The sequence below is a fragment of the Actinomadura alba genome (assembly GCF_014323705.1).
Classification (GTDB): Bacteria; Actinomycetota; Actinomycetes; order Streptosporangiales; family Streptosporangiaceae; genus Actinomadura_C; species Actinomadura_C alba.
In genome coordinates this window covers 11,887-26,559 of the sequence record NZ_JABVEC010000014.1, presented here as the reverse complement: position 1 = coordinate 26,559, position 14,673 = coordinate 11,887, and the positions used below count along the sequence as shown (strand labels likewise).

Below are 14,673 nucleotides of genomic sequence, written 5' to 3'. Positions count from 1 at the left end.
CCCGCGGCTAGAGCCAGCCGCCCTTCTTGAACCGCCAGTAGAGGAAGAGGCAGATGCTCGCGATCAGGGTCAGCACGGCCGGATAGCCCGCCGTCCAGTGCAGCTCGGGCATGTGGTCGAAGTTCATGCCGTAGATGCCGGCGACCATGGTCGGGATCATGATGATCGCGCCCCATGCCGAGATCCTGCGCTGGTCCTGGTTCTCCTGCTTGCTCAGCAGTGCCAGGTGGGCGGTCAGCACGCTGGTCAGCAGCTCGTTGTGCGCGTCGACCTCCTGGTCGACGCGGAGCAGGCCTTCGAGGGCGTCCCGGAAGTACTCCACCGTGTGCTCGCAGCCGGCCACCCGGCCCTTGGCGAACTCCTGGAGGATCGGGATGAGCGGGTCCTCGGCGGCCCGGAACTCGAGGACCTCGCGCTTGAGCTCGTAGATCTTCTCGGTCACGTCGCTCTGCGTCGTCGCGAAGATCTGCTTCTCCAGGCTCATGATCGCGGCTTCGACGTGATGGGCGACCGCTCCGTAGCGGTCCACTACCTCGTCGCACACCCCGTACAGCACGGCGGTCGGACCGGCGCTGAGGAGCGGCGGGTTCGCCTCCAGACGGCGGCGGGTCTCCGCCAGTGGTGTGCTGTCGCCCTGCCGGACGGTCACGACGAACCGGTCGGCCACGAAGACCATGATGTTGCCGACCTCGATGTCCGAGGTCCGCTCGTCGAACCGCACCGTCTTGAGCACGACGAAGGTCGTGTCGCCGTGCCGCTCCAGCCGGGGCCGCAGGTGTTCGCCGCTGAGAGCCTCCTCGACGGCCAGCGGATGCAGCTTCAGCTCTTCGTTGACGTGCTGGAACGTCTGCTCGGTGGGCTCGTGCAGGCCGACCCACATGAAGGCGCCGCTGTCATCGCGCGCGGCGTCGAGGGCGTCGCTGAAATCGCCCGTGACATCCTCACGGACGCCGGATCGGTAGATCGCGCAGTCAACAATCACTCGACGATTGTGGGCCAATCCCGGCCTCCTCGGGCACATACGGATGCATGGACCATGACGAACCGCCCCGTGGCACCTCGTAGAGTGCCAGGCGTGACGACGCTTCTTCTGGTGCGGCACGGCCTCACCGCACTGACCGGACCGGTGCTGGCCGGGTGGACCCCCGACGTGCATCTCGACGAACGCGGCCGGGCCCAGGCCGGGCGTCTCGCCGGGCGTCTCGTCGACGTACCCCTGGCGGCGGTCGTCTCCAGCCCGCTCGATCGCTGCCGCGAGACCGCCGATGCCGTCCTCTTCGCGCGTCCCGGGTCGGCGCCCGTGGAGAAGATGGAGATCGACGAGCGGTTCGGCGAGGTCCGCTACGGAGACTGGACCGGCCGGCCGCTCAAGGAGCTGGCCGAAGAGCCGCTGTGGCGCGTGGTGCAGGCCCATCCGAGCGCCGCCCGGTTTCCGGGCGAAGACGGTGAGTCGCTGCTCGAGGCACAGCACCGCGCGGTCACGGCGATCCGCGACTGGAACGCGCGCCTCGGCCCCGGAGCCACCTACCTCGTCTGCAGCCACGGCGACATCATCAAGGCCGTGGTCGCCGACGCGCTCGGACTGCACCTCGACCAGTTCCAGCGCATCCACGCCGACCCCGCGTCGCTGACCGTCATCCGCTACACCGAGTTGCGCCCGTTCCTCGTCCGGCTGAACGACACCGGCGGCGGCACCGAGGGGATCTTGCCCCCGGTCGGGGAGACGGGCGGCGACGCGCCGGTCGGCGGTGGTGCGTGAACGGGCGGACGGCACGCCGCCGCCTCCGGGTGGCCGCGCGGCGCCGTGCGGAGCGCGGCAACGGCCCGGCTCGGCGGTAGGGTCGTCGTATGCCCGTCATCTCCTACGACATGCCGGACAGGTTCATCGCCGGTGCGGTCGGACAGCCGGGCGAGCGTGCCTTCTATCTGCAGGCCCGGGCGGGCCGTAGGGTCACGAGCGTCGGCCTGGAGAAGTTCCAGGTGACTCTGCTGGCCGAGCGGCTCGAGGAACTGCTCGACGAGGTGCTGCGCCGCAGCGGTGGTTCGGCCTCCGTGCCCGCCGTGACCCCGGCCGAACTGCAGGACGACGACCCCCTCGACCAGCCGGTCGAGGAGGAGTTCCGCGTCGGCACGATGGCGCTGGCCTGGGATCCCGAGGACGAGCGGGTCATCATCGAGGCCCAGGAGGTCACCGAGGACGAGGAAGAGGCCACGATCGGCGTCGAGGAGCCCCACGTCATCGTGCTGCGGGTGCGGATCACCGCGGCGCAGGCGCGCGCGTTCACCGAACGCGCGTTGAAGGTGGTGGCCGCCGGACGCCCGCCCTGCCCGCTGTGCGGCCTGCCCCTCAACGCCGCGGGGCATGTATGCCCGCGGCAGAACGGGCACCTCGGCTGACATGGGCGCTGTGATCGTGAACCGTCCGGGCATCGACCCGCGGACCGAGGCGCGCTGGATGACGCGCTCCAAGCCCTGGACAATGGCCCTATGACGCAGCCCTCCCGGGACCGGGCCTCCTCGTCCGGCCACGACGGCTCGGTCGACCCCGCGGACGTCGAGACCGCCGAGGCGCTGCTCACCCAGGGCCGGATCACCGTGGAAGGCCGCCTGATGGCGGCGTCCAACGCGACCCTCTACTGCTCGATCGAGCTGGACGGTCTCTCCGGCGCCTGCGTCTACAAGCCGGTCGCGGGCGAGCGCCCGCTGTGGGACTTCCCGGACGGTACGCTGGCCGCCCGCGAGGTGGCCGCCTACGCGGTCTCCGAGGCGATGGGGTGGCGCGTGGTGCCGCCCACCGTGCACCGTGACGGCCCGTACGGCCCGGGCATGGTGCAGCTCTGGGTCGAGCCCGACGCCGACATCGATCTCGTCGCGCTGTCGCGCGCGGATGACCCGGTCATCCGCCGCATGGCGGTCTTCGACGCGGTCGTGAACAACGCCGACCGCAAGATCGGGCATCTGCTGCCCCCCGGCGACGGTCACGTGTACGGCTGCGATCACGGCGTGTGCTTTTCGGTGGAGTACAAGCTCCGCACGGTCCTGTGGCAGTGGCGGGGCAAGCCGCTGACCGATGAGGCCGTCGAGGCACTGCGTCGGCTCAAGGCCGTGCTCGACGCCGGCGCGCTGCGCACCAGGCTGTCGGCGCTGCTCACCGCCGAGGAGGTCGACGCGACCCGGCGGCGCGTCGACCTGATGCTCAAGCACCGCATCCATCCGTACCCGCCGGAGGACTGGCCGGCGATCCCCTGGCCGCCGTTGTAGGAGCCGCCGGCAGCCGGCAGGAGGAGCCGCCGGCCCGGGAAGCCGCGCGCCGCTGTGGGCACCGCGCGCGCCGGATGTTCCAATATCGCTATGTGCACCGCCTTGATCAGCTTTGTTCCGTCAGCTCCCGTGCCCGTGCTCCTCGCGGGGATCCGGGATGAGGTCGTCGACCGCCTCTGGGAGCCACCCGGCCCGCACTGGCCGGACCGGCCGGGGGTGATCGGCGGACGGGACCTGCGGGCGGGCGGCACCTGGCTGGCCGTGGACCCCCGGACGTCCCGGGTGGCGTGCGTGCTCAACGGGCACGGACGGCCGGCTCCCGAGGGCGTGCGCGTGTCGCGCGGGGTGCTGCCGCTGAACGCGGCGGCCGACGGAAAGCCCGGCGACATCGACCCGGAGCGGCTGGACCCGTTCCACCTGCTGTGCGCCGAGCCCACCGAGGTGCGGCTGTGGAGCTGGAACGGCGACGAGCTCACCGAACGCTCCCTGGCACCGGGGCTCCACCTCATCGTGAACAGCGGCCTGAAGGGGGGTGACGACCTGGCGGACCTGGGGCCCGGCGGCGAGCACATGTCGGCACGCCTCGCCCACTTCCGGCCCCGGCTGGCGGCCGTCCCGCGCCCGGTCGCCGGTGACGGCCCCACCGCGGAGGCATGGGGGGAGTGGCTGCCGCTGATCGACGGCGACGGTCTCGACCGCGCGGACCCGCGTGCCCTCGTCGTCCGGCGTGAGATCGGCGACGGCCGGGTCTACGGCACGACGTCGACCAGCCTGGTCGCCCTCTCCGGCGAAGGGCTGCGCTTTGACTTCTCCGCCGAACCGGGTCGCCGCGACGCGTGGTACCGCGTCCGGTGAGCCGGGGAACCGGGCGGATGCCGGCATGCCCGATCACCGGGCGTGTGCAAAGCACAGATAAGCTGCCCCCATGCGATCGTGGCCCGCACCGCAGGTGCCTCGCCTGGCGGACAAGGGATTGCCCGGTACGGGCCTCCAACTGCACGTGTACGACACCGGAGCGGATGCCGTCCGGCCCACCGACCCCGGCTCGACCGCGCGGATGTACGTCTGCGGGATCACGCCGTACGACGCCACCCACCTGGGGCACGCCGCGACCTATCTCACTTTCGACCTGATCAACCGGGTGTGGCGGGACGCCGGGCATGACGTGCACTACGTGCAGAACGTGACCGACGTCGACGATCCGCTGTTGGAACGCGCCCGGCAGACCGGCGACGACTGGCGGGATCTCGCCGAGCGTGAGATCGCGTTGTTCCGCGAGGACATGACCGAGCTGCGGATCCTGCCGCCGGACCAGTACATCGGAGCGGTCGAGGCGATCCCGCTGATCGTCCGGATGATCGAGCGGCTGCGGGCCAGGGGCGCGGCCTATGATCTCGACGGCGACGTCTATTTCCCGATCAGCGCCGACCCCGACTTCGGTCAGGTCAGCGGGCTGAGCCGGGCCGAGATGCTGCCGCTGTTCGCCGACCGCGGCGGCGACCCCGACCGCCGCGGTAAGAAGGACCCCCTCGACGCGCTGCTCTGGATGGCCGAGCGCCCCGGTGAGCCCGGATGGGACTCGTCGCTGGGCCGTGGCCGGCCCGGCTGGCACGTCGAGTGCTCCGCGATCTCGGTCGATGCCCTCGGCATGGCGTTCGACGTGGAGGGCGGCGGCTCCGACCTGGCCTTCCCGCACCACGAGATGGGCGCCTCGCACGCTCAGATCGCCACCGGCGAGCGTCCGCACGCGCGGGCGTACGTGCACGCGGGGATGGTCGCCCTCGACGGCGAGAAGATGTCGAAGTCCAAGGGCAATCTGGTGTTCGTGTCCCGGCTCAGGGTCGCCGGCACCGATCCGATGGCGGTCCGGCTCGCGCTGCTGGCGCACCACTACCGGTCGGACTGGGAGTGGACCGCCGCCGACCTGGATCGCGCGATCGCCCGGCTGGCCCGGTGGCGCGCGGCCGTACGGCTGGCGGCCGGGCCGTCCGCGGCGCCGCTGCTCGCCGACGTGCGCCGTCATCTCGCTGAGGACCTCGACGCGCCCGCCGCGCTGACCGTGGTGGACCGCTGGGCCGAGCACGCCGCCGCCGGTGACGGTACGGATGTGCGGGCACCCGGTGAGGTTCGTGACATCGTCGACGCCCTGCTCGGCGTGGCCCTCTAGCCCCTGGTCGGTTCGAGCCGGTCACCGGCGCCCGTACGGGCTCAGTCCGGGCGCAGCCGCGGGTCCAGGAACGAGTGGACGACGTCGACGGCCAGGTTGGCGGCGACGACGCACAGCGAGGCCAGCATCGTCACTCCGATGATCACCGGGGTGTCGCCCACGGAGATGGAGTGGTAGACGAGCTGGCCGATGCCCTGCAGCCCGAAGACCTGTTCGGTGACGATCGTCGAGCCGATGAGCACGCCCACGTCTACGCCGAACTGGGCGACCACCGGGCTCAGCGCCGACCGCAGGGCGTGCGCGCAGGTGACCCGGCGTTCGGGCAGGCCCTTCGCCCGCGCGGTACGGACGTAGTCGGCGCCGAGCACCTCCAGCATCGAGCCGCGGGTGAGCCGGGTGTAGGCGGCGACCATGAGGAAGGCCAGGCCCACCCACGGCAGGATCATCCGGCGCAGGAAGTTCTCCTGCAGCGGCGGACCCGCCTCGAAGAAGGTCAGTCCGAGCTCACCCGCCCTGCCCACGAACACCTGGAGCAGCACCAGGGCCAGCAGGAAGGAGGGCGTGGACAGGCCCACGAGCACCAGGCCGGTCGATATCCGGTCGAATCGGCCGTGCGGCCGGATCGCGCTGAGCACGCCGGTGGCGACACCACCCGCGAAGCACAGGACCGCGGCGCCGAGCACCAGGCACAGCGTGGTCGGGAGCCGGTCGCCGATCAGCGCCGTCACCGCGGTGCCGTTCACGTAGGAGTAGCCGAGATCGCCGTGCGCCAGCCCGCCGAGGAAAGCGCCGTACTGCGTCAGTACCGGCTGGTCGAGCCCGAGATTGTGGTGGATCTGGGCCAGGGTCTCGGCGGAGGCGCGGGGGCCCGCGATGACCCGCTCGACCGGGCCCGGCGACAGCCGCAGAAGCACGAAGACCGAGGTGGCGACCAGCCACATGACGAGAAGCGCGAACAGCATCCGGTGCAGGAGGAAGCGGAGCACGGCGCCCTACCGCCCGGAACCGGCGAGGTGGTCACGCGGGGCCAGCGCCCGCCGGATCCCGTCGCCCAGCAGCACGCACGAGAGGGTCGTGAGCAGGAGGAGCGTTCCGGGGACCGCCAGCAGCCACCAGGCCGTCGTGAACACCTCGCCGCTCTCACCGAGCATGCTTCCCCAGCTGGGCATCGGGGGCCGGACGCCGATGCCGAGGAAGGACATGGTCGCCTCGAACATGATCGCCGCGGGGAGCATCATCGAGGCCAGCACGGTGATCTCGGTGACGAGGTTGGGCACGAGCTCGACGCACATGATCCGTAACCGGCCGGCGCCGAGCGCCCGTGCGGCCGTCACGAACTCCTCCTCCCGCAGTGACCTGACCTTCGCCCGCACGACCCGGCCGATGGAGGCGAAGGAGAAGACGCCGATCGTCAGGATCGTCAGCGCCACGCTGGCCGGGACCGAGCCGAGCTGGAAGCTGGTGGCGAGCACGGCGGCGATGAGCAGGTACGGCAGCGAGAGGACGACGTCCATAGAGCGTGCGAGCACACTGTCGGCGACGCCTCCGAGGAAGCCCGCCGCCAGCCCGGTGGCGACGCCGAGCAGCGTGGCGAGCGCGGTCGCACCGACGCCGACCACCAGGGAGATCCGGGCACCGTAGGAGGCCCGGACCAGGACGTCGCGGCCCAGTTGGTCGGCGCCGAGCCAGAACTCCCGTCCCGGTCCCACCGGCTGCCCGGCGGTGTCGAGGCCGCTGTCGGGATACGTGCCGTCATAGGCGTGCCCGGTGCCCGCCGCCAGCAAGGGGGCCGCGAGGGCGATCAGGGCGATCAGGGCGATCAACGCGATGGACACCGCGGCGGACCGATCACGGCGTAACCGCGCCCACGCGAGCCGCGCGGCATCGTTGCCGGGGACCGGCTCCCACCCGGCGCCGGCGGTGGGGCCGCCGCGCCGCGATCGGATGGAGATCATACGTCGTCCTTCACTCGACGCCGGTGTGACTTCGACGGGCGGACGCCGGCGCGGGGCGCCACCGGCTCCTCAGGAGGACGAGAGCCTGACCTGGTTGAAGTCAAAGCTCTGCGACGTCGGGAGGTAGAGCGCGTTGCGCACCCGGGCGGAGTGCAGGATCGGGTGCTTCTTGTTCATGAGGGGCACGACCGCCACGTCCTCCATGATCAATTTGTCGACGCGGGTCCAGAGCCGCGCCGCCTGCGCCGGCGACGTTGACTTGAGCGCCTCATCGATCAAGACGTTCACCTTGTCGTTGTTGTAGCCGCCGTAGTTCGCGGAGTTGGGCCCGTAGTGGCGGCCGTCGAACAGCGGTACGACCGTGGCCCGGCCGTTGTTGCCGTACCAGTCCGGCACCCACCCCGGGGTGGCGATGTCCCACTTGCCGGCCTTGGTCTCCTCGGGGGTGACGAGCGTGCGGCCGTAGAGGTTGCCGGTGGTGTCCGGGTACAGCTGTGCGGTGATGCCGCAGGCCTTGAGGTTGGCCTGGATCGACTGCGCCACCTGTGGCTGGAAGCTGTTGATCCGGTAGGGGAAGATCAGCCGCAGCCCGCCCGGGTGACCGGCGGCCGCGAGCTTGCGCTTGCACATGGCCGCGTCGCCGGCGCCGCCCGGCGTCGGGTACAGGTCGAACCGCTGATGGCCGATGCTGCCCGGCGGAATGACCTGGTGCAGCAACTGGCCGACGTCGGAGCCGCCGTAGAGCCGGATCAGCGTGGCCTTGTCGATCGCGTACAGGATCGCGCGCCTGACCTCGCGGTCGGCCAGGGCCCGGCCGTTGTTGGGGCTGAGCGTGTTGAACACCAGATAGGGCGTGTTCGTCGAGCCGTCCATGATCTTGAAGTTGGGGTTGGACCGCAGGCGCGGGAGGTTGGACCGGGGGACCGGCTGGTCCCACGACAGGTCGGCCGTTCCCCGCAGGATCTGCTGCTGCACCGAGTCGGGGGAGTCCTGCCCCAGCGTGATCCGGATCCGCTGGACGTTCTGGGCGCGCAGCGGATCGGCGTCCTGCCGCCAGTTCTGGTTCTTCTCGAGCACGTACTGCTTGTTCGGCAGATACGAGGTGATCTGGTACGGGCCGTCGGAGATCGTGTGCCGCCGGAACTCGGGGCTGTCGGGCACGTAGGCGTCGTACTCTCGCGGCGCCGCCGCGGCGAAGGGCAGCGCCAGGATGTTGGTGAAGTCGTTGGCGGGCTGGACGAGCCTGATCACGAGGGTCTTGTCGTCCTTGGCGACCAGCCCGCTCACCCGGGTGCGGTTCTGGTAGTCGGCGATGGCGCGCGCGTTGTCGGCGCCGACCTTGGCGAAGCCCGTGCAGAAGGTCTGCATGCCCTGGATGGTCGAGGTGTAGTAGGCCAGCGCGCCCGAGGGGGAGGCCGGGTTGCACAGCCGCTTGATGCCTCGCACGAAGTCCTCGGCCGTCACCTCGCGCGGTGTCGGGGTGTTCCAGAGCACGCCCGAGCGCAGCTTGATGGTGTAGGTCCGGTGATCGGCGCTCAGGCCCCTGTTGGCGGTCGTCGGCATCGCGGTGGCGACGTCGGGATGGATGGCGACGGCCTCGTCGAAGGTCGACGCCGCCTTGACGTTGAACAGCGTGCGGGAGAACTGCCTGGTTAACGCGCTGCCCACGGTGGCGTAGCCGCTGGCGGTGTCGAGGTGGTCGACGTCGGCGGAGCCGATGACCTTCAACGTCATGTCGTCCTGCGCGCTGCTCTGCCCGCAGCCCAGCACGCCCGCGCCGAGGACGCCGGCTCCGGTGACCGCCGCGAGTCCCCGTTTGCCCCGTGTCATCTGCCCCATCCAGCCCTCAGTCGGTGTGCTGTGATGTCGTGAGCGCGCCGCGACGGACGTGGCATCCGGTACGGGAGGGATCGAGGACGCCGCGCGTGATCACGTCAGGTGAGCAAAAGTAACATGAAGTGATCGACGACGCACGCGAATGAGGGATTCCGCGCGCGATCCGTGCCGGGCGGCCGCGACGGCACTGAGCGAGGGTTCGTTCAGTGGCCGGTCAGGGCCAGATCAGGGGCGTGCGGGGCCGTACAAGGCCGTACCGTGGCCGGCCCGGGCCGGGTTCAGGGCAGCCCTGGCGGGTTCGTCCGGGGGTCGGAGTCACCGGGGCCGCGGCGGCGCAGGAAGCGCTCGAACTCCCGGGCGATCGCGTCACCGCTGGCCTCGGGCAGCTCGGTGGCGTCCTTCTGCTCCTCCAGAGCCTTGACGTACTCGGCCACCTCGGAGTCCTGCTCGGCCAGCTCGTTGACGCCGTTCTCCCACGCGCGCGCCTCTTCGGGCAGGTCGCCGAGGGGCACGGTCACGTCGAGCAGGTCCTCGACCCGCCGCAGCAGCGCGAGCGTCGCCTTGGGCGAGGGCGGCTGGGCGACGTAGTGGGGGATGGCCGCCCACAGCGCCACGGTCGAGAGGTCGGCGCGGGAACAGGCGTCCTGCAGGACGCCGAGGATGCCGGTGGGGCCCTCGTAGCGGGTGGGCTCCAGGTTCAGCGCCTTGGTCACGGTCAGATCGGAGGTGGCGCCGGTGACCGGCACCGGGCGGGTGTGGGGTGCGTCCGCTAGCAGCGCCCCCAGCAGCACCACCGTCTCCACCTCGAGCTCGAGCATGAGCCCGGTCAGCTCGCGGCAGAAGGACCGCCAGCGCATGTTGGGCTCGATGCCGCGGACCAGGATGACGTCGCGCCTCGAGTCCGGCGGCCGGGCCCAGGAGACGCGGGTGGTGGGCCAGGTGATCTCCCGGGTCTCGCCGTCGACCAGTTCGACCAGGGGCCGGGTCACCTGGAAGTCGTAGTAGTCGTCCGGGTCGACCTCGGCGATGGGTGTCGCGTTCCAGCTCGACTCGAGATGCTGGATCACCCCGCTGGCGGCCTCGCCCGCGTCGTTCCAGCCCTCGAAGGCGGCGACCAGCACCGGATTCACGAGATCCGGCACGCTTTCGAGCTCGACCACGTGCCGCCTCCCTTCCAGTGTCGATCCTATGACTTCGGCCTTACCCGGCCTCTCGAAGACTAGCGCGCGCGGAGGAGTGATCATCCGTCGCGTGCGGCTACCTACCGTCGGTCGTGTGCACGATGAGGATGTCGCACGGTGAGCGGTGCGACAGGCTCGCCGGGACCGAGCCGAGGATGCGCCCGGTCAGGCTGCCGAGCCCGCGGTTGCCCACCACGAGCAGGTCGGCCGAGTGCTCCTTGGCGACCTTGGTCAGGACGTCGACGGGGTCGCCCTGGACCGCCACCTCGTCGACGTCGTGCACGCCCGCGGCGATGGCGCGGTCACGCGCGGCGCGGAGGGCGTCGTCGGCGGGGGTGGAGCCCTGGACCTTGTACGCCAGGTCGCCCAGCCGGTCCGCGGCGTTCTGGCGCTCCCGCTCGGACATGGGGTGGTAGGCGCAGGCGAGGAGCAGCGTGGCGCCGGTGTCGGCGGCCAGCCGGGCCGCCCTGTCCACGGCGCGGAACGAGGTAGCCGATCCGTCGGTGCCGACGAGGATCGTTCGGTACGAGATCGCCACTTGGCACTCCTTACCGGTGAGTAGTCGCGGGGGAAACGGTAGCGGCACAATGCCCTTTCCGTCACGGGGAGATCCCGCTCGGTGTTCGCGCAGTGATCTGTTCAACTCCGACTGGACCGGCGATCGAGCCGGACGCGGATAGAGTTGTCCACTATGAGTGCAACCCCAGAGTCTCTGCGTCAGGCACTTCGTGAGCGTGTGGTCGTTGCCGACGGGGCGATGGGGACGATGTTGCAGGCCCACGACCCGACATTGGACGACTACGAGGGGCACGAGGGTTGTAACGAGATCCTCAACGTGACCCGTCCCGACATCGTCCGCTCGGTGCACGACGCCTACTTCGACGTGGGCGTCGACTGCGTCGAGACCAATACTTTCGGCGCCAACCTCGGCAACCTCGGCGAGTACGGCATCGCCGACCGGATCGAGGAGCTGTCGCTGACCGGGGCGCGCATCGCGCGGGAGGCCGCCGACGCCCACTCGACGCCAGAGCGCCCGCGCTGGGTGATCGGGTCGGTCGGTCCGGGCACGAAGCTGCCGACCCTCGGGCACGTGAGCTTCGCCGAGCTGCGCGACGCCTACCAGCGCAACGCCGCCGGGCTGGTCGCCGGGGGTGTACACGCGCTCTTGATCGAGACCTGCCAGGACCTGCTCCAGGCCAAGGCCGCGCTCATCGGCGCCAAGCGGGCGATCGCCGAGGCCGGCACCGACACGGTGCTCATCGGCCAGGTGACCATCGAGCAGAACGGCGCGATGCTGATGGGCTCCGAGATCGGCGCGGCGCTCACGGCGCTCGAGCCGCTCGAACTCGATCTGATCGGGCTCAACTGCGCCACGGGTCCCGACGAGATGAGCGAGCACCTGCGCTACCTCGCCCGCCACGCGCGGATCGGGCTGTCCTGCATGCCCAACGCGGGCCTGCCCCAGCTCACCTCCGACGGCGCGCACTATCCCCTCACGCCCGACCAGTTGGCCGCCGCCCACGACACCTTCACCCGCGAGTTCGGGCTCTCGCTCGTCGGCGGCTGCTGCGGCACCACGCCCGAGCACCTCCGCCGGGTCATCGAGCGGGTCGGGCTCGACGGGGCCGGCGCGACCGCACCGGCCGGCGCCGGCATGCCCGGTGATGGCACGGCCCGCGACGGCGCGCCCCGAGGCCGGGCCGTGACCACGCGCCGGCCGCGCCCTGAGGCGGGTGCGTCGTCTCTCTACCAGCACGTGCCGTTCCGGCAGGACACCTCCTATCTCGCCATCGGCGAGCGCACCAACGCGAACGGCTCCAAGGCCTTCCGCGAGGCGATGCTCGAGGAGCGGTGGGACGACTGCGTCAAGATCGCCCGTGAGCAGGCCAGGGACGGCGCGCACCTGCTCGACGTCTGCGTCGACTACGTCGGCCGGGACGGCGTAGCGGACATGAAGGAGGTCGCGTTCCGGCTGGCGACCGCCTCGACGCTGCCCATCGTGCTCGACTCCACCGAGCCCTCCGTGATCCAGGCGGGGCTGGAGATGCTGGGCGGGCGCGCCGTCGTCAACTCCGTGAACTACGAGGACGGCGACGGCCCCGACTCGCGGATGGCCAGGATCATGCCGGTCATCAAGGAGCACGGCGCCGCCGTGGTCGTCATGACGATCGACGAGCAGGGGCAGGCCCGTACCGCGGACCGCAAGGTGGCGATCGCCTCCCGCACCATCGACGACCTGACCGGCATCTGGGGCCTGCACGTCGAGGACATCATCGTCGACTGCCTCACCTTCACGATCGGAACCGGGCTGGAGGAGTCCCGGCGCGACGCCGTCGAGACCATCGAGGCGATCCGCGAGCTCAAGCGGCGCTACCCGGGCGTACAGACCACCCTCGGCCTGTCCAACGTCTCCTTCGGCCTCAACCCGGCCGCACGCATCGTGCTCAACTCGGTGTTCCTCAACGAGTGCGTCAACGCGGGCCTCGACTCGGCGATCGCGCACGCCTCCAAGATCCTGCCCATGGCGCGGATCCCGGACGAGCAGCGGCAGGTCGCCCTCGACATGGTCTACGACCGGCGCCGCCCGGCGGCCGAGGGCCGTCCCGCCTACGACCCGCTCCAGCGGTTCATGGAGCTGTTCGAGGGCGTCGACGCCACGGCGATGCGTCAGTCGCGCGCCGAGGAACTGGCCGCGCTGCCGCTGTGGGAGCGGCTCAAGCGGCGCATCGTCGACGGCGAGGTCCACGGCCTGACCGGCGACCTCGACGCCGCACTGGCCGAGCGTCCCGCTCTGGAGATCATCAATGACGTCCTGTTGCAGGGTATGAAGGTCGTCGGCGAGCTGTTCGGGTCGGGGCAGATGCAGCTTCCGTTCGTGCTGCAGTCGGCCGAGGTCATGAAGACGGCCGTCGCCTACCTCGAGCCCCACATGGAGAAGACCGACGACGATGGCAAGGGCCGCATCGTGCTCGCCACGGTCAAGGGCGACGTGCACGACATCGGCAAGAACCTCGTCGACATCATCCTGTCCAACAACGGCTACGACGTCGTGAACCTCGGCATCAAGCAGCCGATGTCGGCGATCCTGGACGCCGCGAAGGAGCACAGCGCCGATGTGATCGGCATGTCCGGCCTCCTCGTCAAGTCCACGGTGATCATGAAGGAGAACCTCGAGGAGCTGAACTCCCGGGGCCTGTCCGGGCGGTGGCCCGTGCTCCTCGGCGGGGCCGCGCTGACCCGCGCCTACGTCGAGCAGGACCTCGCCGAGCTCTACTCCGGCGAGGTCCGCTACGCGAGGGACGCGTTCGAGGGGCTGCGGCTCATGGACGCGTTCATGGCGGTGAAGCGCGGCGAGGTCGGCGCCCAGCTCCCCCCGCTGCGCGAGCGCCGCGTCAAGACCGGCGCGAGGCTCCAGGTCACCGCACCCGAGGACATGCCGGCCCGGTCGGAGGTCGTCACGGACAACAAGGTGCCCGAGCCGCCGTTCTGGGGCGACCGGATCGTCCGCGGCATCCCCATGAAGGACTACGTGTCGTTCCTCGACGAGCGGGCCACCTTCCTCGGCCAGTGGGGTCTCAAGCCGACCCGGGGCGGGGACGGCCCGAGCTACGAGGAGCTCGTCGAGACCGAGGGCCGGCCGCGGCTGCGCATGTGGCTCGACCACGTGCAGGCCGAGGGGCTGATCGAGTCCGCCGTCGTCTACGGGTACTACCCGTGCGTCAGCGAGGGCGACGACCTCGTCGTGCTCCACGACGACGGGTCCGAGCGCGAGCGCTTCACCTTCCCCCGGCAGCGCCGCGACCGCCACCTGTGCCTCGCCGACTTCTATCGCCCGCGCGAGTCCGGTGAGATCGACGTGGTGGCCTTCCAGCTCGTCACGGTCGGCGCCAAGGCGAGCGAGGCGACCGCCGAGCTGTTCGAGCGCAACGCCTACCGCGACTACCTCGAACTGCACGGCCTGTCCGTGCAGCTCACCGAGGCGCTCGCTGAGTACTGGCACGCGCGGGTCCGCTCCGAGATCGGGTTCGGTGCGCAGGACCCCGAGGGACTCGACGACATCCTCAAGGTGAACTACCGCGGATGCCGCTACTCCTTCGGCTACGCGGCCTGTCCCGACCTCGAGGACCGGGCCAAGATCGTACGCCTGCTCAGGCCGGAGCGGGTCGGCGTAACACTGTCGGAGGAGTTCCAGCTCGTGCCCGAGCAGGCCACCGACGCGCTCATCGCGCACCATCCCGAGGCCAACTACTTCAACACGTGATCCGGCGAGGTC

Annotated in this window: 12 protein-coding genes; 6 read left to right on the top strand and 6 right to left on the bottom strand. The window is 70.7% G+C overall.

Going from position 1 to position 14,673, the window contains the following annotated elements; all coding sequences use genetic code 11:
• Positions 1 to 7: 7 nt before the first annotated feature.
• Positions 8 to 982, bottom strand: coding sequence for a magnesium and cobalt transport protein CorA (locus HKK74_RS19265; protein ID WP_187244639.1), 975 nt, complete (start codon positions 980 to 982; stop codon positions 8 to 10).
• Positions 983 to 1,075: 93 nt separating this feature from the next.
• Between HKK74_RS19265 and HKK74_RS19260 the strand changes: the two genes are divergently transcribed.
• The 5 genes from HKK74_RS19260 to mshC all read left to right on the top strand — a co-directional run bounded on the left by HKK74_RS19260 (position 1,076) and on the right by mshC (position 5,428).
• On the top strand, positions 1,076 to 1,759 hold the full coding sequence (locus HKK74_RS19260; protein WP_187244638.1) for a histidine phosphatase family protein: 684 nt from the start codon (positions 1,076 to 1,078) through the stop codon (positions 1,757 to 1,759).
• Positions 1,760 to 1,848: 89 nt separating this feature from the next.
• Positions 1,849 to 2,397, top strand: coding sequence for an Rv2134c family protein (locus tag HKK74_RS19255; protein WP_187244637.1), 549 nt, complete (start codon positions 1,849 to 1,851; stop codon positions 2,395 to 2,397).
• Between the two features lie 90 nt (positions 2,398 to 2,487).
• Positions 2,488 to 3,261, top strand: a complete 774-nt coding sequence (locus HKK74_RS19250; protein WP_187244636.1) for an Rv2133c family protein — start codon at positions 2,488 to 2,490, stop codon at positions 3,259 to 3,261.
• Positions 3,262 to 3,390: 129 nt separating this feature from the next.
• Positions 3,391 to 4,116: an NRDE family protein gene (locus tag HKK74_RS19245; RefSeq protein ID WP_376771537.1), complete on the top strand. Its 726-nt coding sequence runs from the start codon at positions 3,391 to 3,393 to the stop codon at positions 4,114 to 4,116.
• Positions 4,117 to 4,186: 70 nt separating this feature from the next.
• The gene (mshC, locus tag HKK74_RS19240) at positions 4,187 to 5,428 is read left to right on the top strand and encodes a cysteine--1-D-myo-inosityl 2-amino-2-deoxy-alpha-D-glucopyranoside ligase (RefSeq protein ID WP_187244634.1); all 1,242 of its coding nucleotides are present in this window, start codon (positions 4,187 to 4,189) and stop codon (positions 5,426 to 5,428) included.
• Positions 5,429 to 5,469: 41 nt separating this feature from the next.
• On the opposite strand, the gene HKK74_RS19235 is transcribed toward mshC, so the two are convergent.
• From HKK74_RS19235 to HKK74_RS19215, 5 genes are all read right to left on the bottom strand, one after another.
• Positions 5,470 to 6,414: an ABC transporter permease gene (locus tag HKK74_RS19235; RefSeq protein ID WP_187244633.1), complete on the bottom strand. Its 945-nt coding sequence runs from the start codon at positions 6,412 to 6,414 to the stop codon at positions 5,470 to 5,472.
• A 6-nt stretch (positions 6,415 to 6,420) separates the two neighbouring features.
• The gene (locus HKK74_RS19230; RefSeq protein WP_187244632.1) at positions 6,421 to 7,383 is read right to left on the bottom strand and encodes an ABC transporter permease; all 963 of its coding nucleotides are present in this window, start codon (positions 7,381 to 7,383) and stop codon (positions 6,421 to 6,423) included.
• A 69-nt stretch (positions 7,384 to 7,452) separates the two neighbouring features.
• Positions 7,453 to 9,213 (bottom strand): ABC transporter substrate-binding protein, encoded by a 1,761-nt coding sequence (locus HKK74_RS19225; RefSeq protein ID WP_187244631.1) that lies wholly within the window; start codon positions 9,211 to 9,213, stop codon positions 7,453 to 7,455.
• A gap of 284 nt (positions 9,214 to 9,497) precedes the next feature.
• Positions 9,498 to 10,379, bottom strand: a complete 882-nt coding sequence (locus HKK74_RS19220) for a PAC2 family protein (protein ID WP_187244630.1) — start codon at positions 10,377 to 10,379, stop codon at positions 9,498 to 9,500.
• A gap of 97 nt (positions 10,380 to 10,476) precedes the next feature.
• Positions 10,477 to 10,938: a universal stress protein gene (locus tag HKK74_RS19215; protein ID WP_187244629.1), complete on the bottom strand. Its 462-nt coding sequence runs from the start codon at positions 10,936 to 10,938 to the stop codon at positions 10,477 to 10,479.
• A 153-nt stretch (positions 10,939 to 11,091) separates the two neighbouring features.
• On the opposite strand from HKK74_RS19215, the gene metH reads away from it, so the two are divergent.
• Positions 11,092 to 14,661, top strand: coding sequence for a methionine synthase (gene metH, locus HKK74_RS19210; RefSeq protein WP_187244628.1), 3,570 nt, complete (start codon positions 11,092 to 11,094; stop codon positions 14,659 to 14,661).
• Positions 14,662 to 14,673: the final 12 nt, after the last annotated feature.

Excerpts from the sequence above, each read along its gene's own strand:
- HKK74_RS19250 (WP_187244636.1), top strand. The coding sequence starts at position 2,488 with ATGACGCAGCCCTCCCGGGACCGGGCCTCCTCGTCCGGCCACGACGGC.
- mshC (WP_187244634.1), top strand. The coding sequence starts at position 4,187 with ATGCGATCGTGGCCCGCACCGCAGGTGCCTCGCCTGGCGGACAAGGGA.
- metH (WP_187244628.1), top strand. The coding sequence starts at position 11,092 with ATGAGTGCAACCCCAGAGTCTCTGCGTCAGGCACTTCGTGAGCGTGTG.
- HKK74_RS19225 (WP_187244631.1), bottom strand. The coding sequence starts at position 9,213 with ATGACACGGGGCAAACGGGGACTCGCGGCGGTCACCGGAGCCGGCGTC.
- HKK74_RS19255 (WP_187244637.1), top strand. The coding sequence starts at position 1,849 with ATGCCCGTCATCTCCTACGACATGCCGGACAGGTTCATCGCCGGTGCG.
- HKK74_RS19230 (WP_187244632.1), bottom strand. The coding sequence starts at position 7,383 with ATGATCTCCATCCGATCGCGGCGCGGCGGCCCCACCGCCGGCGCCGGG.